Origin of the sequence: Thermosipho melanesiensis BI429, assembly GCF_000016905.1 — a bacterium.
GTDB classification, from domain to species: domain Bacteria; phylum Thermotogota; class Thermotogae; order Thermotogales; family Fervidobacteriaceae; genus Thermosipho; species Thermosipho melanesiensis.
In genome coordinates this window covers 904,426-929,642 of record NC_009616.1, presented here as the reverse complement: position 1 = coordinate 929,642, position 25,217 = coordinate 904,426, and the positions used below count along the sequence as shown (strand labels likewise).

The 25,217-nt window shown below is 30.2% G+C and carries 23 protein-coding genes and 1 tRNA gene; 19 read left to right on the top strand and 5 right to left on the bottom strand.

Annotation, left to right across the window (positions count from 1 at the left end):
- Positions 1 to 10 precede the first annotated feature (10 nt).
- From TMEL_RS04645 to TMEL_RS04555, 19 genes are all read left to right on the top strand, one after another.
- Positions 11 to 967: a 2-hydroxyacid dehydrogenase gene (locus tag TMEL_RS04645; RefSeq protein WP_012057114.1), complete on the top strand. Its 957-nt coding sequence runs from the start codon at positions 11 to 13 to the stop codon at positions 965 to 967.
- Entirely contained in the window at positions 960 to 1,964 is a 1,005-nt protein-coding gene (locus TMEL_RS04640; protein ID WP_012057113.1) for a UDP-N-acetylglucosamine--N-acetylmuramyl-(pentapeptide) pyrophosphoryl-undecaprenol N-acetylglucosamine transferase, read from the top strand. The genes TMEL_RS04645 and TMEL_RS04640 overlap by 8 nt, the downstream gene beginning before the upstream one ends.
- Positions 1,961 to 3,256, top strand: a complete 1,296-nt coding sequence (gene murC, locus TMEL_RS04635) for a UDP-N-acetylmuramate--L-alanine ligase (RefSeq protein WP_012057112.1) — start codon at positions 1,961 to 1,963, stop codon at positions 3,254 to 3,256. Before TMEL_RS04640 ends, murC begins: the two co-directional genes overlap by 4 nt.
- On the top strand, positions 3,253 to 6,714 hold the full coding sequence (gene smc / locus TMEL_RS04630; protein ID WP_012057111.1) for a chromosome segregation protein SMC: 3,462 nt from the start codon (positions 3,253 to 3,255) through the stop codon (positions 6,712 to 6,714). Before murC ends, smc begins: the two co-directional genes overlap by 4 nt.
- Positions 6,711 to 7,946 (top strand): PAS domain-containing protein, encoded by a 1,236-nt coding sequence (locus TMEL_RS04625; protein ID WP_012057110.1) that lies wholly within the window; start codon positions 6,711 to 6,713, stop codon positions 7,944 to 7,946. The genes smc and TMEL_RS04625 overlap by 4 nt, the downstream gene beginning before the upstream one ends.
- Positions 7,936 to 8,367, top strand: coding sequence for a flagellar export protein FliJ (fliJ, locus tag TMEL_RS04620; RefSeq protein ID WP_012057109.1), 432 nt, complete (start codon positions 7,936 to 7,938; stop codon positions 8,365 to 8,367). Before TMEL_RS04625 ends, fliJ begins: the two co-directional genes overlap by 11 nt.
- Positions 8,364 to 9,074: a YdcF family protein gene (locus TMEL_RS04615; RefSeq protein ID WP_012057108.1), complete on the top strand. Its 711-nt coding sequence runs from the start codon at positions 8,364 to 8,366 to the stop codon at positions 9,072 to 9,074. Before fliJ ends, TMEL_RS04615 begins: the two co-directional genes overlap by 4 nt.
- 127 nt (positions 9,075 to 9,201) lie before the next feature.
- Positions 9,202 to 9,903, top strand: coding sequence for a rhomboid family intramembrane serine protease (locus tag TMEL_RS04610; RefSeq protein ID WP_012057106.1), 702 nt, complete (start codon positions 9,202 to 9,204; stop codon positions 9,901 to 9,903).
- Positions 9,900 to 10,904 (top strand): asparaginase, encoded by a 1,005-nt coding sequence (locus TMEL_RS04605; RefSeq protein WP_012057105.1) that lies wholly within the window; start codon positions 9,900 to 9,902, stop codon positions 10,902 to 10,904. Before TMEL_RS04610 ends, TMEL_RS04605 begins: the two co-directional genes overlap by 4 nt.
- A complete protein-coding gene (locus TMEL_RS04600; protein ID WP_012057104.1) occupies positions 10,894 to 11,898 on the top strand; it encodes an AI-2E family transporter in 1,005 nt (334 codons plus the stop codon). The genes TMEL_RS04605 and TMEL_RS04600 overlap by 11 nt, the downstream gene beginning before the upstream one ends.
- A gap of 18 nt (positions 11,899 to 11,916) precedes the next feature.
- Entirely contained in the window at positions 11,917 to 14,388 is a 2,472-nt protein-coding gene (locus TMEL_RS04595) for an LptM family lipoprotein (RefSeq protein ID WP_012057103.1), read from the top strand.
- 2 nt (positions 14,389 to 14,390) lie between these two features.
- Positions 14,391 to 15,554 (top strand): hypothetical protein, encoded by a 1,164-nt coding sequence (locus TMEL_RS04590; protein WP_012057102.1) that lies wholly within the window; start codon positions 14,391 to 14,393, stop codon positions 15,552 to 15,554.
- Between the two features lie 69 nt (positions 15,555 to 15,623).
- Complete coding sequence (locus TMEL_RS04585; protein WP_012057101.1) at positions 15,624 to 15,947, top strand: DUF1292 domain-containing protein; 324 nt, start codon at positions 15,624 to 15,626, stop codon at positions 15,945 to 15,947.
- A gap of 28 nt (positions 15,948 to 15,975) precedes the next feature.
- A tRNA-Thr gene (locus tag TMEL_RS04580) sits at positions 15,976 to 16,052 on the top strand.
- Positions 16,053 to 16,109: 57 nt separating this feature from the next.
- Complete coding sequence (locus tag TMEL_RS04575; protein ID WP_012057100.1) at positions 16,110 to 17,009, top strand: ABC transporter substrate-binding protein; 900 nt, start codon at positions 16,110 to 16,112, stop codon at positions 17,007 to 17,009.
- Positions 17,006 to 17,731: an ABC transporter permease gene (locus tag TMEL_RS04570; protein ID WP_012057099.1), complete on the top strand. Its 726-nt coding sequence runs from the start codon at positions 17,006 to 17,008 to the stop codon at positions 17,729 to 17,731. Before TMEL_RS04575 ends, TMEL_RS04570 begins: the two co-directional genes overlap by 4 nt.
- Positions 17,722 to 18,378, top strand: coding sequence for an ABC transporter ATP-binding protein (locus TMEL_RS04565; protein ID WP_012057098.1), 657 nt, complete (start codon positions 17,722 to 17,724; stop codon positions 18,376 to 18,378). Before TMEL_RS04570 ends, TMEL_RS04565 begins: the two co-directional genes overlap by 10 nt.
- 3 nt (positions 18,379 to 18,381) lie before the next feature.
- Positions 18,382 to 19,713, top strand: coding sequence for an RtcB family protein (locus TMEL_RS04560; RefSeq protein ID WP_012057097.1), 1,332 nt, complete (start codon positions 18,382 to 18,384; stop codon positions 19,711 to 19,713).
- Complete coding sequence (locus TMEL_RS04555; RefSeq protein ID WP_012057096.1) at positions 19,710 to 21,062, top strand: MFS transporter; 1,353 nt, start codon at positions 19,710 to 19,712, stop codon at positions 21,060 to 21,062. The genes TMEL_RS04560 and TMEL_RS04555 overlap by 4 nt, the downstream gene beginning before the upstream one ends.
- Here TMEL_RS04555 and TMEL_RS04550 read toward each other — a convergent pair whose 3' ends face one another.
- Genes TMEL_RS04550 through TMEL_RS04530 form a run of 5 tightly spaced genes read right to left on the bottom strand, consistent with a single transcriptional unit; the run spans position 21,063 to position 25,206 of the window.
- Positions 21,063 to 22,028 (bottom strand): lysylphosphatidylglycerol synthase transmembrane domain-containing protein, encoded by a 966-nt coding sequence (locus tag TMEL_RS04550; protein WP_012057095.1) that lies wholly within the window; start codon positions 22,026 to 22,028, stop codon positions 21,063 to 21,065.
- A complete protein-coding gene (locus TMEL_RS04545) occupies positions 22,025 to 22,678 on the bottom strand; it encodes a CDP-alcohol phosphatidyltransferase family protein (RefSeq protein WP_143611014.1) in 654 nt (217 codons plus the stop codon). Before TMEL_RS04545 ends, TMEL_RS04550 begins: the two co-directional genes overlap by 4 nt.
- 2 nt (positions 22,679 to 22,680) lie before the next feature.
- Positions 22,681 to 23,379: a phosphocholine cytidylyltransferase family protein gene (locus TMEL_RS04540; protein WP_012057093.1), complete on the bottom strand. Its 699-nt coding sequence runs from the start codon at positions 23,377 to 23,379 to the stop codon at positions 22,681 to 22,683.
- A complete protein-coding gene (locus tag TMEL_RS04535; protein ID WP_012057092.1) occupies positions 23,376 to 24,392 on the bottom strand; it encodes a pyridoxal-phosphate-dependent aminotransferase family protein in 1,017 nt (338 codons plus the stop codon). The genes TMEL_RS04540 and TMEL_RS04535 overlap by 4 nt, the downstream gene beginning before the upstream one ends.
- Positions 24,393 to 24,432: 40 nt before the next feature.
- Entirely contained in the window at positions 24,433 to 25,206 is a 774-nt protein-coding gene (locus TMEL_RS04530) for an alpha/beta hydrolase (RefSeq protein WP_012057091.1), read from the bottom strand.
- Positions 25,207 to 25,217: the final 11 nt, after the last annotated feature.

The following is a 25,217-nucleotide window of genomic DNA, read 5'->3' as shown; positions in this document are numbered from 1 at the left end:
GTGTAAAGCAATGAAAGTATTTATTACTTACAAAATACCTGATGCAGGCATTAAAATGTTACAAAAAAAATTTAAAATAGAAGTATACCAAGGTGAAAAGTTTTTAACAAAAAAAGAAATGATGGAAAAAGTTAAAAATGTAGATGCCGTCATTACCCAATTAAGAGATCCTGTAGATAGGGAATTTATAGATGCTGGAAAAAATTTAAAAATAATAGCAAATTACGCTGTGGGATATAACAACATAGATGTTGAATACGCAAAGAAAAAGGGGATATATGTAACAAATACACCAGACGTTTTAACGGAAGCAACAGCAGATATTGCATGGGCATTAATTTTAGCAGTGGCAAGAAAAATCATTCCAGCAGACAAATTTGTAAGAGAAGGAAAATTTGAAGGGTGGAAACCCCATCTCTTTCTTGGCCATGAAATATACGGAAAAACTATTGGAATAATTGGAATGGGAAGAATAGGAAAGGCTGTAGCAAGAAGAGCAATGGGGTTTGGTATGAAAATACTTTATCACAACAGAAAAAAAGTAGATGATGACTATAAATACAATGCAAAATACGTGGAACTCGAAACCCTCTTAAAAGAAAGCGATTACATCTCAATACACACTCCTTTAACAAAAGAAACTTATCATTTACTAGATAGCGAAAAACTTTCACTTTTAAAACCAACTTCTATACTTATTAACACAGCAAGGGGACCTGTGGTCGACGAAAAGGCATTGTATGAATTTTTAAGAGAAGGAAAGATTGCAGGTGCAGGTTTTGATGTCTATGAAAACGAACCAAAATTAACGTCTGGTTTGGAAAAATTAGATAACGTAGTGTTGCTACCACACATTGGTTCAGCAACATATGAAACAAGGGAAAAGATGTCAATAATGGTAGCCGAAAATGTAATAGATGCATTGGAAGGAAAAATTCCAAGAAATTTGGTGTGGGGTAATGATTAAGATAGCGGTAGCAGGCGGGGTAACAGGGGGACATTTATATCCAGCACTTGCAACTTTAAACGAGCTTCAAAAAATTACCCCTATTGATGTTTTATACTTCACAGTCAAGGGAAAACTCGAAGAAAAAGTTTTGAAAGATTACAACTTTAAAACTGTATCTTTAGATGTAAAAGGTCTTATTAGACCTCTTTATTCTTTTGGAAACATCAAGAGAATTTTAAAAATTCTAAATGCAAAAAACATCGTAAAAAAAGCACTTAAAGATTTTAAACCCGATATTGCATTTGTCACTGGAGGATATGTGTCATACCCTGTTGGGGTTACAGCAAAACAATTGGGATTTTTGTTGTATATCCACGAACAAAACGTAATCCCAGGTCTTACCAATCTCAAACTGTCAAAAATAGCTGATAAAGTCTTTGTCTCATTTGAAAGCTCCAAAAAATACTTTGAAAGAGAAGTATTTGTCAGCGGAAATCCAATATTTATCCACCAAAAAAAATTACTCAATTTTGATAAAAAAACAGTCTTAATCATTGGTGGAAGCGGAGGAAGCGAATTTTTAAACGAGCTTGCTTGTAAATTAGCAAAAAAAATGAAAGATTTACAATTTATATTATCAACAGGTGGGAAAAATATAAAATGCCTTGAGGAAAACTTAAGGGCGATAGATTATATAGAGAACATGGCAGATTATTATCAATCGGTAAACTGTGCCATTACAAGAGGTGGAGCAACAACTGTGAGCGAACTTCTATATTTCCAAGTTCCATCCATTGTTATACCATGGGAAGGTGCTACAGAATCACATCAAATTGAAAATGCAAAGGAAATTGAAAAAGGTAATTTAGGTTTTGTGGTAAGGGAAAAAGATCTAGATTTAAACAATCTAATAGATAAGATTAAAATTCTTTCATCAAGAGAAAGAAAGATAATTAAAAAAGAAAACCCCGCAACTATTATCGCAAAAGAAATTGCAAAAGAGGTGTTAAAATGAAAATTCACTTTTTGGGAATTGGTGGAATTGGAATGAGTGCTCAAGCAATTCACGAACACTTGTTGGGAAACAAGGTTTCAGGAACAGATCCTTTTTCCACAGAAAGGACAAAATTTTTAGAGAATCTCGGAATAAAAATCTTTAGTAAACATGCGCCTGAAAATATAGATAATGTGGATTTAATAGTTAGAACACCGGCAGTTCCTGAAACAAATCCAGAAATCTTAAAAGCAAGGGAAAAAAATATAAAGATAATTTCAAGATTAGAGCATCATATAAATATACTAAAACCATACAAAAAAATAGGAATAACTGGAACTGACGGTAAAACTACTACCACATCTATGATGTCACATGTACTCTTGAAATTAGAGGAAAATCCCACTGTGTTTTTGGGATCTACGCATCCTATGCTTGAATACAGAAATTACCGCAAAGGTGGAAACATTTCCGTATTTGAAATGGATGAAAGTCAACCAGGATTTGAAAATTACAACGCTGATTTTTTAATAATAACTAACATAAGATACGATCACATTGAGAACTTCGAAAGTTTACAGCATTATAACTATTGTTTTGAAAAATCTTGTAAAAATGCTAAAATATGTATATCGAACTCCGAAAACAATATCGAAAAAAACTCCATCACTTTTGGTCTTAAAAATGCTGATTATAAAATACTTTCGATAGAAAAAATGGGATATAAACAAAAAGTGAAGATTTTAACACCTTATGGAATAAAAAATTTTTTATTGAACGTACCTGGAATTCATAATGTTTTAAATGCATTATCTGTGATTGCTTTATGTTTCGAATTGGGATACGAAAAAAGTGCAGTTTTAAAAGCCTTTGAAGATTTTGTTTTGCCCGGAAGAAGATTTCAAATATATAGAAACGAAGAAATAACAATAATAGATGATTACTCACACACACCAATTGAAATTAAAAGCTTACTTCTAACCGCAAAGGAAGTATTTAAAAATAAAAAAATACAAATTATATTTCAACCACATAGATTTACAAGGTTAAAGAGAGAATGGAAAGAATTTGCAAAGGCGCTATCGATAGCTGATAAAGTTTACATAACAGAAGTATATGGGGCTTTTGAAAAAGTAGGCAAAATAAGTGCAAAAATAATAGCAGATGAAATAAATGCAACGTTCTTATCAAATATTGAAGATATACTCGATATTGAAATCGAACCAGACAACGTTTACATATTTGCTGGTGCGGGGGATATAATTAATTTTTCACAAAAGTTCAAAGAAAAAGTAGGAGGGCTCAAAATTTGAGCATTTTACTTAAGGGAATCTTTTTGAAAGGTTTCAAATCTTTTGGAAAACCAACAAAAATTCCAATATCCCCAAATATAACGGCAATTGTGGGACCCAATGGTTCCGGAAAATCTAACATTGTAGAGGCCATTCAATGGGTTTTGGGAGAACATTCCCTAAAAAACCTACGTGCATCTGAAAAATTTGACATTATATTCAAAGGTAGTAAAAAGCTTTCATCTTCACGGAGCGCTTTTGTTGAATTAAGTTTTAATTTCAATGGAGAAGAATACAAAATTGCTAGAGAATTAACCTCCTCAGGAGAAAATACATATTACATAAACGGTGAAAAAGCACGCCTTAAAGACATAACCGCTTTATTTGGTGCAAATGGTATGGTATCAATAATAGGACAAGGAAAAATAGACAAGATAGCAATGTCAACTCCAGATGAGTTAAAGAAAATATTTGAAGATGCTGCAGGTACATCTATATACATCGAAAGAAAAAAGGAAGCTCTCTCAAAACTTGCCGGTACTGAAACAAATATTGAAAGAATTAAGGATGTTATTTACGAAATAGAAAAAAACAAAAAAAGTCTATACATCAAAGTTAAAAAAGCGGAAAAATTCAAAGAGTACTCTCAAAAATTAGAAGAGATAAAGATAAGGTATTTTGGTGGAATATATTATTTTGAAAAGAAAAAACTAGAATCACTTGACAAAAAACACAAAAATCTAAAAGCCCTTCTTAAAACCAAACTAAAATCTCTTGCCGAAACAGAAAGTAGATGGAATATTTTAAGGGAAGAATTTAACAAAATAAACAAAAAGATGGAAAATTTTACCTCCCTACTTGAAACTCAAAAAATACGTCAAAATCAGCTTCTTGAACTTAAAAACTCCTATACAGATAGATTAAATGATTTAAAAAATATATACGTTGAAAAAATGACAAAAATTGATTCTCTAAAAGATGAGCTAAAAAGAATTAAAGACCGTGAACAGGAAATTTCATTAATCTTCGACTCCTTAATACTAGAAATAAATAAACAAGAAACTGAGTTATCAAAAATTGAAGAAGAAAGAAATACATTACTTTCGAAATACTCAACAAAAGAAATGGAATACTTAAAGAAAAAAAACGAATATGATGAAATTGAAAAAAATATACATAAATTGGAAAACGAAAAAAAATCACTTTATAATTCCGTAAATGACCTAAAAGAACGAATCTCAATGATAAAAGAACAACTAGAGATAAAGTATGAAAGAAAAAAAGATCTAGATAAAGAAATAAAGGAATTATCCGAAAATGCAGAAAAATATGACCAAAAAACAAAAAGCCTTCTTGAAGAAATTAAAACAATTAAAGAAAAAACTGATTCCTTAAATCAAGAAAGAGAATATTTAAAAGAAAACTTAGAAAAACTAATTCACAGAAAAAAAGAAATACAATCTGAAATATCGATAATCAAAAAAAATATCTCAGAATACCAAGGTTTTTCTTTTGCAATAAAGAAAATATTTGAAAACAAAGAAAAATTTCCGGGAATAATAGATGTAGTTGCAAATATAATTGATGTAGACAAAAAGTATGTAGAAGCGATCGAAGCATTATTAGGTGGAAGAATGCAACATATAGTTGTGGAAAATTCAGAAGTTGCAAAAAAAATATTACAATTTGCAAAAGAACAAAAAATAGGTAGAATAACAATTATTCCACTTGATTTAATACGTATATTTTCGAAAAATTCCATTCTTCCAAAAAATGCTATTTTTGCAAAGAATATAGTAACCATCAAAGTAGATGAAAAAGAAAAACTATTAAATTTTCTTTTTGGTAATGACATAATAGTTGAAAATATAGATTTAGCAGTTGAAATAAAGAAAAAATACGACTTTAGGATTGCAACTTTAGACGGAGAATTAATTAGCAATTCAGGAACAATAACAGGTGGAAAATCTGAACATATATCACCACTATCGAGAAAAAAACAACTTGAAAAATTGAAAGAAGAGTTGGAAAATATTTTCCAACTTGAAGAAAAAACTAGTGCAAAAATTTCTCAATTAAAAGATGAAATAAACGAACTTAGAAAATACAATGAAGTAATTAATTCTGAGTTTTTAGAAATAAACAGTAAAAGTTCATCTGCAAAAAGGATGCTTCAAGAACTTGTTAAATCTCAAAATGAACTAAATAAAGAAATTACAAACTTAGAAAAAATACTAAGTAATACTACCTTAAGACTAAGCGGAGTGGAAGAAAGAATAAATATAATAGATGATGAAATAAAAAACTCAACCTATCTTTTAAAAACATTAAAATTAACATTAGAAAACACAAATAAGGAAATGTACGAAGATAAAGAAAAAATAGAAAAGATAAATGAATCGTATCTAGAGCTTCAATCTAACTTAAGAGGTTTAAACGAAAGAAAAATACAATACGAAGGAGAATTGAAAAGACTATCAAATAGAAAAGATGAAATAGAAATTGAAATTTCTACAATTACAAATGAAACAAAATACGAAAAGGAAAAAATAGAAGAACTTGAAAACTCAATAGAAGAAATAGAAAAAGAACTAAAAACGCTAAAAGAAGAAACAGAAGCACTTTTCAAAAATATGAACGAAGATAAAGACGGAAAAAATAACAAGCTAAAAGAACTTGAAACACTAGAGAGTGAAATGGAAAAGCTAAGAACAGAAACAGAAGAATTAAGAGAAGAAATCCATTCAACAGAACTAGAATTACAAAAAGTAAGACTAAAAATAGAGAACATAGACGAAAAATACAGGAAAGAAGTTAAACTTTCGAGTGAAGAAATTGATATGTTAAAAAAAGAAATGGAAACTATAGAGACAAAACTAAAATACATTGGACCAGTTGATTTTGAAGCAGAAGAAGAATACCAAGAAGTTTCCCAAAAATTAGAAACTCTTGAAAAACAAAAAAAAGATCTAGAAGATGCAAAACAAAAAATAATAGAACTAATCGAAAAAACAGATGAAGAAGCAACTCAAATATTCATGAACACATTTAATATTATTAAAAAAACATTTAAAAATTACATAAAAGAACTGTTTTTTGGTGGAAAAGGTGATATAAGGTTGCTTGATAAAGAAAACATCTTAGAAAGTGGTATTGAAATAATTATAACCAAAGGAGATGGAAGATCTCAAAAACTTCAACTTTTATCCGGCGGCGAAAAAGCGCTTGTGGGTCTTGCTCTTCTCATGTCACTTCTTCAAGCACAACCAAGTGCTTTTTATGTACTTGATGAACCAGATGCTCCATTAGATGAATTTAACGCAGAACGTTTTAAAATGTTACTAAAAAATTCGAAAGCACAAATAATTATCATTACTCATAAAAAAATTGTCATGGAGGCGGCGGATATAATGGTTGGTATTACAAAAACAGATGATATCTCAACAATAGTACCAGTAAGAATGGAGGAGGTAGTATGAGACACTTATTCTATTTACAACAATTTTTCGAAAGATTACCATCACCAGCATTTATTAAAGATAACAAACACAAATATATTTGGATAAACAGAGAATGGAAAAAAACTTACGGTTTAGATGATAGAAAAGTAATTGGAAAAACAGATGAAAAACTCTTTAATGATACAACAAGTTACAAAATTGAAGAAACTGCAATAAAAACTAAGAAAAAACAGGAATTCGAAAAAGAATACGATGGAAAATATTTTAGAGTTACCATTATGCCTATTAGATTGGGAGATGGAACATATGGTGTTGCAGGTATTGAACTTGACGAAACAAAAAGGTATTTTAATGATGTAATATTATCTACTAATTTGAAAATATCTGAGATTATAAGAGAACTTCTGCTTTCAAACATAGAAAGCAAAGATTTCTTTATGGAATTACTTATAGAAAAAATACACGAAAAAATAAAGATAGGAGATTACGCTCTGCTTAAAAATAATGAAATTTTAAAAACTTATTTTCCAGAAAAAGTATGTACAAAAGCCATGCAAAAAAATGATATAAAGGAATTTACAGTATCCGGTGAAAAATATATCGTTATTCCGTTAAGTGAATATAGATTAGTTATTAGAAGTTTACCAAATTTCTTAAAATTAGTAAATTATATAACTCCTATTGTTCTACCAAAAATAGAAAATGTATTAGAAAAAATGGAAAACGAAGCAAAAAGAAAAAAATACTATACAACCCTTGAAAAATTGGTTGAAGCTGTGGTTTCTTGGAAAAAGATCGACATTTATTCTTTCTTAAAGAAAGTCTTAAAAGATATAGTAGAAATAATTCCTGAAGCGGAAAAAGGGACTGTCTGGTTAATAAAAGATAACAAATATAAATGTGTAGCGGAAATTGGATACAAAGATGCAGAAAAGCTTGAATTTCCTCCAGAGAAAACATCTTATGGAAAAAAAATAGAAAAAAAGATAAACAAAGGATTTATTGTATTCGAAATTGACAATGCTAAAGAACTTGTACAAACAAGTCCATTGGCTGATACGTTTAAAAAATATGGCATGTTCGACGAAAAATTCAGACCTTTACTAGGAGTGTTTAAAATAGGAAATAAGGTAGTGGGAAGTATCTCTATTGATAATTTTTCAGGAATAAACTTTTCTGATGAAAGCAAAAAAATATTAGAACTATACGTAAAAATACTAACGAATTTCCTGGAAGACTATGAAATTTAGATTACAAAAATTACTTGATATTGCAATAAAAGAGGAAGAACTAAGAAAGCAGGAATTATTTAAGGTAAGGAAGGAAAAAGAAAATTTATTAAACGAAATAGAAAAAAACAGAAAATATCTAGACAATCTAGAAAATGAGTTTATTGGAAAAAAAATTCAGGGAAACTATTTACATATGTTATTAGAAATAAAACAAAATGGGGAGCTATATTTAGAAAATCTATACAAAAAACTTGAGCATGTTGAAAATTTAGAACAAAAAATCTTAAAAGAATATTTGGAAAAAAGAAAAGAAAGAATGTCCTTCGAAAAATTAAAAGAAAGAGCAATACAAAAATTCCGCATAGAACAACAACGGAAGGAAAATAAAAATATGGATGAAATAGCTGAAAGAAAATTCTTTTTTGGAGGAGAAAGATGATTTATATATACAAAACTGTAGGCAGTATGGTACAATTTCCAGGAATATTAATTCTTTTATTTTTTATAATTTCCATATACTTTTTAATAAAAAAGCGCCATATTTGGCGATTTTTTATTATTCTTTCAATTACACTTTATGTTATTTCAACCCCCATATTCAACTTCTTTATTTCAAAACTATTTATAGTAGATACAAAACCAATACCAAAAGATGGTACAATAGTAGTATTAGGTGGTGGAATAGTAAACTATGCAAATAATATTGAGATTGGCACACACACCTTAAAACGACTTTTAAAAGGCTGGGAAATCTACAAAGAAAAAAGGTTAAAAATAGTAGTAGCAGGCGGTGTGATAGGTGACGGAATAAGAGAAGCTGATGTAATGAAAGATTTTTTAATAAAACTTGGCGTTTCAAAAGACGATATTATTACAGAAAATACATCTAGAACCACAAAAGAAAATGCTAAAAATGTCTCAAAAATCACAAAAGATCCAAATATAATCCTTGTAACTTCCTTTCTTCATATGAAAAGGGCTAAAATGTTATTTGAAAAATACACACAAAGCAATATAATTCCAGTTGTGTGTGATTATCCTATAGACCTTAGAAAAAACTTTCTAGATTTTCTCCCTTCTCCACGAGGTATATATACATTTTCGTTAATCACACATGAATTTCTTGGAATATTAAAAGGGGGATAAGTTGAAAAGGGGAAATATTGCAATAATAGTACTTCTGATATTTGCATTTTGTTCTTTTATATTAGCAAAAATTTGGCAACTTTTATATATTAGATTAAATGGTATACCATAAGAAGGAGGAGGAAAAATGTTCCCTTTATATGATACTATTCCCAGTAGAAAAAAACCGTACGTTACATATTTTATTATCTTTATAAACGTACTCATATTTTTTTACGAGATATTTCTTTCAAATGAAAAGCTGATAATGTTTTTCTACAATTACGGGGTATTACCTATTAGATACACACATGTACTAACTTCAAACCCTATATTACTAAGGAAGTGGGATTATTACCAACTTTTACTTAAATCTAACCCCATTGTTCCATTCATATCCCATATGTTTATACATGGCGGTTGGTCACATCTTTTGGGAAATATGTGGTTTTTATGGATATTTGGAGACAATGTAGAAGATAGATTAGGTCATTTTAAATACACTATATTTTATATCTCTGGAGGATTATTCGCCCTTTTCTTTCATATGCTTTTTAATTCTTTTTCCCTATATCCGCTTGTGGGTGCATCAGGAGCCATATCAGCTGTTATGGGAGCATATTTTGTCCAATTTTGGTATTCTAAAATTGTTACATTGATAATCTGGTTTATACCATTTTTAATTGAAATCCCCGCAGTAATATTTTTATTTGTGTGGTTTTTAATACAGATAGTAAACGGAACTTTTGCAAACATAACGGGAACTGGCATTGCATATTGGGCACACATTGGTGGATTCATATTCGGAATATATGCAGGAAGTAAGGTTAAAAGGAGGTACCATTTATGAAAAAAGTAGTAATAGTCTCTACAGGTGGAACTATTGCAATGGTAAAAAACGAAAATGGAGTTGTTCCTTACGAAAAAGGAAACTTATTAATAAGCGAAATCCCTTTATTAAAAAACATTGGTGTCAATGTTGAATTAATGGAATTTTCTAATATTCCAAGCCCCCATATGACACCAATTGATATGTGGAACTTATCAAAAAGAATTGATGGTATTCTCTTAGATAGAAACGTAATCGGTATTGTTGTTACACATGGTACTGACACATTGGAAGAAACATCGTACTTACTGGATTTAACCTTAAAAAGTGATAAACCCGTTGTCTGTACGGCTGCTATGAGAAATATCGGAGAGCTTGGTACTGATGGTCCAAGAAATGTATATTCTTCTGTTCTTACTGTATTATCTCCACAGGCACATGAAATGGGTGTAATGGTGTGCCTCAATGACGAAATCCACGCTGCAAGAGAAGTAACAAAAACATACACAAGCAATGTAGCAACATTCGATTCTCCAGGATATGGTCCTTTGGGTATAGTAGATGAAGATAACGTAATCTTCTTCCGTAAATCACTTACAAGAGAAAAAATTTTGGTCGATAAAATAGAGGAGAAAATTGCCTTAATAAAAACCTTTACTGGTGATGATGGAAATTTACTAAGATATGCTAAAGAAATTGGATACCAGGGAATTGTTTTAGAAGGATTTGGTCGTGGTAATGTTCCACCAAATGTTGCCGATGCAGTTGAAGAACTCGTAAATGATGGGATACCTGTAGTTGTTACATCTAGATGCTTCAAAGGTAGAGTATATCCGGTTTACGGTTACAAAGGTGGAGGAGCTTATCTTAGAAAAAAAGGTGCAATAATGAGTGAGCATCCAATTGGACAAAAAGCCAAAATTAAACTAATGGTTGTAATGGGAAAAACAAAAAATATAGAAGAAATTAGAAAATACTTCGAACCAAATATTTCAAGGAGGAAAATATTCTATGAAGGATAAAAAAACTTTGGCCTCCATCTATGTTGGAATATATGCACTCATATTTTTAATCACTTGTATAATTTTTGATTCTGTATTAAATGTTTTCGTTTTTACGCTTATGTCAGTTTTAATAGTAAACTTAATTGCAAGGTTTCTCAACTTTTTGAAAATCAAAGGAAAACCAGCAATAATCGTTGGCCTTGTTATTTACTTTTTTTTGATAATTTATGGTATAATATTAATAATACCAGTGGCAACAGAACAATTTGGAAGTTTTATTTCAACCATAAATTACGTCTTTGAAAACAAATCTTGGGAAACTTACATTAAAAAAAATCCCGAACTATTGTCTGGTATCAATGACCTTATGGAATGGATACAACCCAAGTTAAATGAACTTACCAACTTTTTTCTAGATAAAATAGCAAAAGGTACTCCTACATTCTTCGTTACCATATTTTTTTCCGTTCTTCTTACAATATACACCCTTCTATACTCTTCATGGCTAAAAAAATCTCTTCCAAACATTTTTCCAAAATATATTAGAAATATTTGCGAAAATTTCCTTGAAAAAGTCTATTCTGCGTTATCAAGCTTTGTTGATGTTGTAATAATAAACGCAGTTATCACAGCCATAGCATTTTACATTCTTTCAAGTTTTTACTTTAAAGATATGGCAATTATACTCTCTTTTTGGGCAGGAATAACTAATTTAATACCCATTGTTGGTGTTTTTTTTGAATATATACCAGTGTTTCTATTTTCACTAACATTAGGAATAAAAGGATTTATAATAGTTAATTTATTTGTAATTGCAATTCATTTAGGTTTGTTTGTAATTTTTGTAAACGTTATGAAAATGCACTTAAACCTCAACCCTGTGTTAATGATAATATCAATCATAATAGTAAATCAAATCTTTGGATTAGTTGGAATCTTTCTTGCCGTACCCTTACTTATATTTATTGCCGCATACTGGGATGAATTTATAAAACCCAAATTTGAAAGTTAACACTTGGAGGTGGTAAGTATGAAAAAAATTATCTTAATGATTTTAGTTATAGTATTAATTTTCATAGTTTGGTCTTGTGGTCTGAAAATTCCCGAAAGACTCCCCAAAAATGTTAACATTAATTATTCAAAACATCTTGAATTTCCCATAACAACAATAAAAACTTCGCTTGCAGAATTTGCTAATCCATTAATTAAAAAATTTGAAGACATGGGTTTTTACGTTTCAAATGAAAATCCAATTACACTCAGTTATGCTACATCAATAGAATTTTCCCCCGCAAAAATGCTGGAAGAACTTAATCAAACCATAAAACAAAACTTATCAGATTTTGCCACATCTATAAGTTTCTCTTTCTCCATAGCTGATATATCAAACCTCAGCATAAGCGATCAAATTATACTACCTGAATTTCAACCATTAACAGATACACTTGATATCGATTCTATAAACATAGGAGATATTACACTATTATCAACAAGTATTACTCTCTACAATGGGAGTTTCATATTAGATATTCCATTTTCTACAGATAAATTCTCCTCTATAAATATTTTAGAAGCTCTTCTAAACATCAACAAAAATTCAACAGAAATAGATGTATCTAAAGTGGAGCTAGAAATTCTAATAAATGACCAAAAGTTTGTGGATAATAGTTTGATACAAAATCTCACCTTAAACAACGGAGATACACTCACATTAGTTGCAACATACACTGGAACTACACCGGGAAATTTAGATATAAGCATGGTGTTATCCTCTGTAAATATAAACAGAGGAAATGGATTAAATATAGAAAATGTAAGTATCCATAAAAGTCTTTCACCTATAAACATCGACAACAAAATATGGAACTTATACTTATTCGGAACTTTAGATACTTCATTTAATCTTGAAGCAACTAACGTAAACATTAATACTGAAATTATTGTAAAATCTAATTCAGAAATTATTGCACAAGGAAATCCCGTAACATTTGACCAAAACAAAAAAATTAGTGCTGATATCCCTTTAAATATAGAAGCCACAATAACACTATCTGGTAATAACGCAGATATTGATCTAACAACTCCGGTAAGTTACACAATCACTCCTAATATATCAATAGAAAAAATAAAGAATTATCCTGTAAACTTAGAACAATATATAGCACTCCCCGAGGAAATATTGGAAACTGAAATTGGAACGGGAACTTTGTACATAAACTTTTCCGGACTAACAAATATTGATGCAACAGGATTAATAAACGATGGAACAAATACAAGTAATTTATTCGTTTTAGGTAATTCAATTGCATTAGACTTATCAAATATTTCATTACCAGCTACGTTTACATTACAATTTGTTTCTGGAGATGTAGATAATAATACTATTAGTTTTACATCTTCGCTTTCAGATGACTTTGAGATAAGTCAAGCAAAAATTTCAAATAGCTTATTATCAAATTCAAAACATGAAATATTATTCAACTTCCCACACGAATTAAAAGATTATTTGAACACAGCAGATGCAACTGTCTTAATACAGCTTGATTATGCGGCAACAAACATATCAGATCTAACTTTAAAAATACAATCTAATTTCCTTGAAAATAAAGATATACCAATTTCTGGAAAAGGAACAGAAAGTATTTCAAACACTGTAAAAACAATAGATTTTTCATCAATGGATAGTATTTCAATAACAATTGAGGCAACTGGGAATCCTATAATATCAAATGTTAAAAAAAGCGAAATATATGGAATAGAGATTTCCGCAACCATTCCAGAATTTGAAATCGATAACTTCAATGTAAAATCTCAAAAAATAGGAATATTACCTGAACTTACTTTTATTGACTTTTCTTCAAACGATGATGCGGCAAGCATTTTGAAAAATTTTGAAACAGAAATTTCCATGCCAATTAAATATCTTTCAACTGACACCACCATCGATTCTACTTTATCCTTGCTTATTTCCGGGGAATTAGTAGAACTCAAAAATGGAGACGAAATCGATATTGGCCCCATTTTAAACCAATTAATAAAGAACGCTTCGCCAATAACTTTTGCGGCATCCTTAACTACTGATAGTGGTATTTTAACTAAAACCTCTATATTTGGTCTAGATGCAACTTTAATACTACCTTTATCTGGAACTCCTCTAACAGATACTCCTATTTTTGAAGAAACTATTGATATTTCAGATCTTAAAGATTTAGTAGACATATTAGATTCTGCAACACTTAAATTTGCAGAATGGAAAAATACAACTGGAATAAACGCAAAAGTAAAAATTCTAGATAAAGAATTTGCACTTGCGGAAAGTACACCTATACTATCACTTTCTCATGAAGATTTTCTTAATTTGCTAAATCCTTCTACACTCTCCATATTATTACCAAAAGACATTTATTTTGAGTTCAATCAAGAAGGAGTATTAGATATTGCACCTTACATAGTTTTAGACCTTACAGTTGCAACAAACATTAGTCTTGAAGGGAGGGAGTAAATATGAAAAAGATTATTTTATTCCTAATCTTTATAACAATTGTTTCATTTCCAAATGTAATTAATCCTTTTGATTTGTACAGAAACGACGGAATAATTTTTAGCAAGGAGTTCTATTTAATTAGTGTAAATTTCTCAGGTAACTTGCTATTTAATCAGGACATTCTTTCAGCTGAAAGTATAAACAAATTTTTCGGGGAACAAGTTATTAACTTGAATGAAATAAACAATCTCTCTGCAAATTTTTTAATCAATTCTTCTGTTTTTGGAACATTAAAACTTGGAAATTTTGCAGTTAATCCATATGTTTATTTGAATGGAAATATAGATATTTTTATTCCAGAACAAATTAAGAAATTTTTAATTGAACCAACACTTATAAACTCTTCTTACAAAATTTCGGAAAAATTTCTAAAATCTAATGTTTTCTTAGATACTGGTATTGCTATAAATTTAGGAAATTTCTTTATCAGCCCTTCTGTTTTTCTTCCAGTACTATATACAAGCACAGACCAAGTTTTGTATTTTAACTATTCTTCATCTGCTTCACCTGCAAATGCAAATTTAGATTTTCATGCAAATGCAACTATCTATACCGCTCTTCCTTTTGAAAATACTCGAGAACTGGAACATGATAATTTTGGCATATCATACTCTTTTGGTCTTGCAACAAAAAATTTTGGTATATCAATAAATAACATACAAATTAAACCCGCAATTGCAACATACAAAGCAACATTATTGTCAGATTTTCATCTATTATACCTGGCAGACGGTACCAACATAACAACAGAAGTAAGTAACTTTGAAGCAACACTAACTAATTTTGAAAATGGCTACTTGGAAATTTCCAGAAATCCAGAAATAACAGTATATTTAAAAACACATGGAACCTTTAGCTTTGGAACAAGGGGGAAATATGTAATAGACGACAGTAATAGTAACTGGAATGTAGGAATTTTTGGAGAAATTAATTTTCATATTTTAAAAACCTATTATGCTTTAGATTATTTAAACCTTTACAACCTTTTTGCACACAATTTTGGTACGGAAATAAATTTACACTTTTTGTACTTAAACATAAATCTAAAATCAATTTCACATACATTATCTCCATTTGACGATGCTTCATTTGGTTTAAGTGTAAACCTTGGATTTGGTATATGATACTATACAAAAAAAATAAATATGATATACTTAACTTAGTTAATCTTAAAAAGAGGAGAGTTGAAAGTTATGCATGAGCATCATGAACACGAACATGAACATCTAGAGGCATTTACTTTGTACGATGAAGAAGGAAACGAACACAACTTTGTGCTGCTTGGTGAACTTGAAAATGAACAAAATCAGTACTGGGTTTGTGAAGAAATATTTGTTGAAGGTGAAGAAATTACAGATTTTGGTGAACTTTATATCTTTAAAAAATCCACCGATGAAGAAGGTAATGTCTTTTTGGACACTATAGAAGATGAAACCGAATTTAACGAAGTAGCTAAAATGTGGGAAGATTTAGGAAATTTGGAGATAATTGAAAACGACGAAAATATTGACAATTAAATGCTTATTTGTTAAAATATTCCTGGTTGCAGGCGTAGCTTCAAGAGGTGGAGCGCCTCCTTGGTAAGGAGGAGGGTGTGGGTTCGAGTCCCACCGCCTGCTCCAATAGGGCCAAAAATGGCCCTATTCTTTTATGGTATAATTAACTTGGAGGTGAAAGTTATGAAAAAAATCACTTTAATTCTTCTTCTATTTTCAGTTATACATTTTTCACTCACTTTGTTAAATCCATTTGGCCCCACCATATTCCCTGTTGCTCCAATAATCGGTGAAAAAGTAAAAGGTGATGTAGATATTTCTGTAGAATTTTGGAAAAATTTAGATGATGTGATTGCTAAAGTTGCCACTAGTTATGCAAAATTTGTAGTCTTACCAATAACTACCGCTGCAAATTTATATGCCAAAGGAGTAGATATAAAACTAATTGGTGTTCACGAATGGAAAGTGTTTTATCTCGTTGCAAATACCGAATACACGGACCTAACATCTCTAAAGGGGCAAACTGTTTACTCTGCTCATGGAAGAGGCCAAACAGTAGATGTTTTATTAAGATATCTACTAACCAAAGAAGGTTTAAAACCTGATGTTGACGTAAAGTTTGCTTATGCTCCTCCTCAAGAAATAGTTGCACTCTTTAAATCTGGGAAAATCCACTTTGCGGCTTTACCAGAACCATTTGTAACTATGTGTTTGGGAAACGGAAAAATAGTACTTGATTTTCAAAATGTTTGGAATAATATCTCAGGTTCAAAATTTGGTATACCTATTGCAGGATTATTCGTAATTGGAAATATTTCAAACTACAAAAATACAATTAACGAAGTAGAAAACATATTTAAAAGTAGCGTAGAATATGCAAACTCACATATCGATGAAAGCCTTGCAATTACAAGCAAATATTTTCCTATTCCCGTGCCTGTATTAAAAAAATCACTCGAAAGAACGGAATTTAAATACATAAAAAATTGCAAAGAAGAAGTGGATTTATTCTTAAGAACAATGCATAAATTATACGAAGAAGGTATTCCAAAAGTACCAGATGAAGGGTTTTATCTAAAATGAAATTCATATACGGAATATTTTTATTCTTGATAATTTGGTATATTTTGGCATTAATAATTCAATCTCCAATTATACTCCCTACTCCACTGGAAGTAGGGAGGATTTTTATTGCTCTAATTTTGTCAAAAAATACATGGGAATCAATTTATAATACTTTAATTAAGGGAATATTTGTGTTGTTTTTTACTCTGACACTTGGTTCAATTTTTGGGTTTATAATGGGAATTTGCAAAAAATGCTTTGAATTATTAAGACCAACGTTTACAATAATTCAATCTGTTCCCATCATCTCTTGGCTTGCACTTGTAATGTTTGTATGGGGCATTGGCCTTACGGGTCCAATCATTATATCAACACTCTCTTTAATTCCAAATGTAACCTTTTCAGTAGCACAAGGAGTAAGAAATACAGATAAAAAACTTTTAGAAATGGCAAAAACATATAACGTTCCCAAAGGAAAAATAATAAAAGATATTTACTTTGGTTCCATAATCCCTTTTTTATTAAGTGCACTTGAAGTAATTTCCGGTAATCTCTGGAAAGTAGTTATTGTTTCAGAATACCTTGCAGGGAAAGAAGGAATAGGTGTACAAATTTCATGGGCTAGACAATACGTTGACACACCCAAAGTCTATGCATTGACAATAATAGCAGTAATTTTGGGAATTTCAACGGAAAGATTAATAAAAATAATAACAAAAAGGGTGATAAATTGTTATTAATAATAAAAAATTTAAATAAATCATTTAACAGCCTAAAGGTTCTAGATAATATAAATTTAGAAATAAAAAAAGGGGAAAAAATCTCACTATTAGGTCCTTCAGGATGTGGAAAAACAACTTTTTTAAGAATAATAGCAGAACTTGAATCATATGATGGAAATATACAAAAAAATTATCAAAAAATTGCATATATTTTTCAAGAACCCAGGCTTATACCATGGAAAACTGTTTTTAAAAATTTAGAATTTGTAGAAAACCATCCCGAAAAAATCAACCAAATACTTTCCGAACTTAAACTACTCCAATTCAAAGATTTCCATCCAAACAAACTCAGCGGTGGAATGCAACAACGGATTAATCTAGCACGAGCATTAATAGTTGAACCTGAATTATTGTTACTGGATGAACCATTTTCTTCCTTAGATATACATATCAAGTGGAAATTAATAAAAGACATAAACAAACAAATTTCCAAAAAAAATATAACTTCAATACTTGTAACTCACGACATCAAAGAAGCAATATCACTTTCTGATAGGATATTAGTTTTATCAAACAGACCAGCAAAAATAATTAAAGAATATTCTACCAGCCAGATTAATGAAGAACAACTATCAAATGAAATTATTAAATTATGGGAGGAATAAAAAATGTACAAAATAAAAAAAACGGGAAATATGAAGGTTGATGCATATATCCTAACAGATGATATATCATCTGTCTCAGAAGCGATCGAACAATTAAAAAATGTGGCCTCATTACCCAGCATAGTAAAAGCCGCATATGCCATGCCAGATATACACTGGGGTTATGGTTTTCCCATTGGTGGTGTTGCCGCATTTTCAGAAATAATAAGTCCTGGAGGCGTTGGGTTTGACATCAACTGTGGAGTAAGATTACTAAAGAGTAATATAATATATGACGAAATTTCAAAGCATTTAGAAAAAATCATTGAAGAAATTTACAAATTAGTTCCAGTGGGACTTGGTTCCACATCAAAAAAATTCGAGAAAAAACTATTTAAAAAAATAATAGAAAATGGGGTAAAAGAAGTAATAGAAATGGGATATGGTAAAAATGAAGACCTTCTTTTCATTGAAGACAATGGCACAATACATCCTGCAAGCATGGAAGATATATCCGAGTTGGCCTACAAGAGAGGAAGAGAAGAGTTGGGAACTCTTGGTTCGGGGAACCATTTTATTGAAATTCAAAAAGTTGTAGAAATTTACGATAAAGAAATTGCAAATACCCTTGGATTGTTTGAAAACCAAATAACGGTAATGATACATACTGGTAGTAGAGGTTTTGGGCATCAAGTAGCAACAGATTATATAAAACTTATGAGAAATATAGACAAAAACCTTCCAGACAAACAATTGGTTTATGCACCATTTTACAGTAAACTTGGACAAAAATATTTTTCAGCAATGAACTGTGCCGCAAATTTTGCATTTGCAAACAGACAGATTATCACTCATTACATCAGAAAAGCGTTTTCAAACTTTTCAAGATTAGATCTAATATACGACGTGGCACATAATATAGCAAAAGTAGAAATTCACGATAACCAAAAGGTTGTAGTCCATAGAAAAGGTGCTACAAGGGCTTTTGGGCCAAATCAAAAAGAACTTCCAGAAAAGTATAAAAAAATAGGCCAACCAGTCATTATCCCAGGTGATATGGGAACTTCATCTTATGTACTTGTAGGCACTAACAAAAACTTTGCATTTTCTTCAACAGCTCATGGAGCAGGAAGAGTTCTCGGAAGAAGGCAAGCATTAAAAAATTTAAAAATAAACGAAGTACTTTCAAATTTAGAAAAAAAAGGTATAATATTAAAAAGTAAATCTAAAAAGATCATAATCGAAGAAGCACCTGAGGTATATAAAAATATAGACAAAGTAGTTGAAATAGTGGATAAATTGAAACTATCAAAAAAGGTTGCAAAATTAATTCCTTTGGGGGTTATTAAGGGTTGAAAAAAGGTGAAAAATTTTTAATTTTGGAAGGTATATTTTCAAATTTTTATTTTATATTAACCCAGGGAGTAGTATTTACTGCCATAGCCCTATACTTTAACTTCAATGAAGTTCTACTAGGGATGACCGCGGCGTTTCCAATGATATTCCAACTCCTTCAAATTATTACGCCTTCTATTATTGAAAAATTCAAATACAGAAAAAAACTTCTTGCTTTTTTCAACTCTTTCAAATTGCTATGGATAATTATTATTTTTGCAATATTATTCGAAAAAAAATCTCCTATCATTTTAATCACAACATTTGCCTTCTCCCAAGCTTTTACATCACTTGCAGGTAATACATGGTCCTCTCTTGTATCAGATATAATTCCTCCGGAAAAACGCGGAAAATATTTTGGTATAAGAAGTGTACTTATTTCGTTTTCTACACTTTTAATATTTTATCTTTTTTCTTACATAATAGATACCGTTCCAACACCATATAATTTTATTTACGTAATTGGTATAACCTTGGTTGGAGTATTACTTGCTTTATTATCATTAATCCCGGTTCAAGACCCGCCTGTAAAAACCTTAGGTACTATAAGCGAAATTAAAGAAGTAATAAAGGAAAAAAACTTTCTAAAACTATCTTTTGCAAATTTGTATTGGAATTTCATTCTTCTTTTGACCGCCCCATTTTTTTCTTATCACCAATTAAAAAATCTTAAAATTTCTATGACGTATATAAGTTATGCAACTATAGCTATGACCTTGATTTCCATGCTATTCTACTTTGTTTGGGGAAAATTAAGTGATAAATACGGAAACAAAACCGTCATGATAATGGGACTTTCCTTTGTTTCAATATCACCAATTATCTGGATATTAATGAACGAACAACATTGGCCTATTGCAATGACTCTTGATGCTGTCATTTCCGGTATAGGGTGGGCAGCCATAAATATTTCACTTATAATCCTTCCCATGGAAGTGGCTAAAAGAATATCCCCCATGTATTTTGCAGTATTCGGATTTTTTGGGGGGATAGGAGGATTGATAGGCTCTATTTTTGGTGGTTATATCGCTACATTCTTCAATCAACTTGATTTCTATATAAATAATTATCACATTTTTGGCCTTCAAATATATTTCGTAATTGAAGGAATACTTAGGATAATTGCTATATTCATATTTTCAAGTATAAAAACACAAAAATATGTATCGCCAACCATATTCATGTTTAATGTGTTAAATATCATAGCAAGAAGACCTACACAAAGAATATATGAAAACGCTAAAATAGAAAGTGCTTTTATACTTAAAAAACTTAAAATAGAAAAAAAGAGGTTAAAAAGATGGTGGTAGCTACTGCCAATCTTTTACCCTCCAAATAAAAAGCAATCCAAAACATATCGGAATATAATAGCTAAAAAGTCTCCACAAAAAGATAGCACTCGAAATTACAGAAGGTCTGATAATTCCACTCAATGAAATTTGATAAACTCCCTCAATTCCACCTGCAGCCCCAGGTGTCGGAGCATAATATGCTATACTATTAAGTAAACTCAATACTCCAACAAGTCTAAAAAATGATATATTAAAATGTGAAAAATGCCTGAAAATCAGATAATATGGAACAACATGCAAACATACCATAAGAAACCAAAAAGCAGTATCAATTAAAATTATATAAAAATCTTTCTTCCAAACGTTATTTACACTCTTTTTTAAATTTGACAACCAATTTTCCAATTTATTCAAATCAAACTTAAAAAGTTTAAATACAGGTACCATGGCAATTTTAAATAACTTTGGAAAAAACATAAATGTCAATATTAAAATTACTAATCCAACTTGAGAAACAAACCCAACAATTATTAATCCCTTACCTAAATTTGAAAAATCTAAATTTTTGAAAGCATACGAAAAAATCCAAATATCTAAAACAAGAGTAACAAAAAATGTTTCAAAAAGTCTAGTCATAACCATATTAGTAGCATCCTCACTTTTAACTCCTAATTTAGAAAGATGGTATACTTGAAAAGGTTGTCCACCTATATAAAGAGGTGTAATATAGGAAAAGAAATTTCCAAAAAAATAATTTTCAAAAGCACTTAGAAATCTAACTTCATAGCCCAAAAATTTCAAAAATATTTTTGTATATAATCCACCAATAAAATACATTAATACATATCCTAAAAATGTTGTTATGAAAACATATTTCGGTATTTTAAAAAAATTGGAAAGATCCCCCTGAAAAAACTGCATAATTACAATTATTGCTAAACTTATTGAAACTGCAATAACAGCATTTCTCAAAAACTTTTTCATTTTCGTCCTCCCCAAAGTAAATTTAGTGACATCCCAAGTGAAGAAATAAAATAACCAACCACAAGGACTATAAAACCAATATTTATAGCAGAAAATAAAGGCATAAAGAAAAATGCAAACATCTCATAATCCATCCACGTAGGTACAGGAGAAATTATATATTTTTCTCTCTTAACTTTTCCGATAAACTCCTTGAAAGTTTCTTTTGTCTTGGGATAAAGCCATAACCCTGAAGCAAAAGATATCATCCAAACAATTATTAAGAAAACATACTTAACATTATGTGTAGAATTATACAAATACCATCCCATTGCAAATGTACTACCAACAAGCCTTAAGGAATCTATCCATATTTCCAAAATTATACCTAACTGGGAAGTCTTATTCAAAGCACGAGCTGATGGCCCATCTATGGCATCAAACAAGAAAGCTAAAAGATAAAAAAATGCTCCCCAAAAAAACCTACCTAAATAAAAATAATAAACTGCATAAAAAGAAAATATTCCAGAAAATATACTTATAAAATTGGGATGAATTTTAAAAAAATTAACGTTAATCCACACAAAAAAAGCTGCTATTCTATCTACAAAGATGTAACAAATAGGTGCTGCTGGAGAATCAAAATATTTCATAATTTCCTTTATCCCCAAAATCATTCACTCCTTTTATCAATATATCTTAAAATTCTATAGTAATCCTCCAAATAATCTACTTCTCCCCAGAAAAGCCCGGAGATATCTTTTACATATATGTCTCTTTCTCCTATAAACGAATATAAAACATTTTCCCACCACAAGCTAAAATTCTCATTATCTATTAGACTTTCTAATCGCTCCCTGAACTTTTTCTGAAACTTTTTTCTAATAATTGACACCCCTACATATTCCCCAGACGGATCTTCCAATTCTTTTCCATGTTCTATTAAAACATTCCCTTCAACTTTAAACAAATAATCACCTTCTTCCTTTCTAGAAGAATCATATAACATCAAAACGTCTTCTGAAGAATTTAAAAGTTCTCTCAAAACATTCTCATCCCAAAACACATCAGCATTTGCAATTATTATATCTTCTGTACCATCTATCTCGTCTTTTGCAAACCAAAGAGATGCTATGCTATTGGTAAGTGAGTAAAATGGATTGTAATATACCTTACATACATAAGTATATTCATCGAAAAGATGCTTTTTATACCCAAGCACTACACTTATATCTACTAAATTTTCTTTTAACATCCTAATAGTTTTTAATATCAATGGTTCACCATTTATATCAATTAACGACTTTGGAATATTTCCTATTTTTCTTGAAATTCTTGTACCTTTACCTGCTGCAAGTAATATCGCTTTCATAATATCTCCTCCAAATTTCTAATTAAAGTTTCGTTGTCTTCTGTAGTCAAATTACCAATATGTCCTATTCTAAGAAGTCTGTTCTTTAAACTACCTCCACTTGGTGTAACGAAAATACCTTTCTTTTTTAATTTCAAAAAAACTTCAAATGCATTTTCTACTAAAATTGGTGTTAATGCATTTGAAAGAGAATAATCAGGAACAACTACGTTTAGATTGTCAATATTTTCTCTAAAATGATGTGCAAGTTTCTTTGTCTTCTCAATAAAAGGCCTTACCCCAACATTGTTTATATTTTTTAATTTTTCATACAGTTGATACACAATACCTACAGCTGGAGTAAAAGGCGTTTGTCCTCTTTCCATATTAGAAAGATAATCACTTAAATTAAAATACATATTTTTTGGCTTTCTATTTTTTATCCTCTCAACAGATTTTTCACTCAAAATTAAAAATGATAGTCCAGGAGGTAATGCTAAAGCCTTTTGAGAACTTAATATCGTACAATCTATATTGTATTTTTCTATATCATATTCGTCTGCCAAAAAAGAACTAATTGCATCTACCACAAACAACATATCGTTTTTTTTGCAAAATTCCGAAAGTAACTTTTTATCATATAATTGTCCTGTGGAAGTCTCGTGAATATTAACTAACAAAGCTGTATATCCTTTGTTATCATGTGGTTTTAAATGTTCTTCCGTTAATCTTTCACCAAATTTCAAATCAATAGTCCTAAAATCAATACCATGTAATCTACATAACTCAGCAAATCTTTTACCAAAAGTTCCACCATTAATAACTAATACTTTATCTTTTTCTGTAAAAAGATTCATTACAGCAGCTTCCATGGCGCCTGTGCCAGATGCAGTAAGTAAAATAAATTTAGAATTCATGGGGGCATTCAAAATCTTCACGAAAAGTTTCTCAATTTCAAACATTAATTGAGAAAATTCATCTGTTCTAAAATAAGGAATCTGCTTTGCTCCAATTTTTAATATCTCATTTTCCATCTCAACCGGTCCAACTGTAAAAAGTTTAATAATATCCCTCCTATTCTCTAAACCATTCTATTATTTTATCTGCCACTTTTTCCTTTTCCACATCATTTGTCATAACATGTCCTGATTCTTTGAAAACTTCCAATTTTCTTTTTTCCGAAGAAACGTTATTATATATATAATGAGCTGCTTTTAAAGGTACAGTTTCGTCTTTTTCAGAAGCTAAAATCAAAATATCTGATCTTATTAATCTAATCCTCTTTCTAGCTATCTTCATTAATTTGTATAAATATTTTGCCTGTAAAGGCCAGTTATATGACCAATATTCTTTGGACAAATACTCTAAATCTTTGTTTTCATACTTTTCAAAATAAATTTTCCTTTTCATCTTTTTTGTAAATAAGGAAATTAAAGGTGTTAATGCAATTCTTTTATCCACCGTAAAAATTGCTCCAGCAATGGAAACAATCTTTTTAGGATTAACTATGCTCGCCAAAATTAAAGCTAAAACCCCACCCATAGAAAGTCCTCCAATGTAAACTTCTTCACATAAACCTGATAAATCAAAATAACTATCCAAACCCCTTCTAAGCCAATCCCTCCAGTTACTCTCAAGAAAATCTTTTGAAGAAGTACCATGTCCCGGTAATCTTGGAACTAAAACAGTATATCCTTCTTCATTTAATCTATTTGCTAAATATACCATATCGTGTGGACTTCCCGTATAACCGTGGATTAATAAAACACCTTTCCCGGTGCTACCTTTCAAAAATAAAGGTTGTGAAACTGTTACAGTCTTGACGTCTTTTAACTCAAAAAGACTCATATATTCCCCCC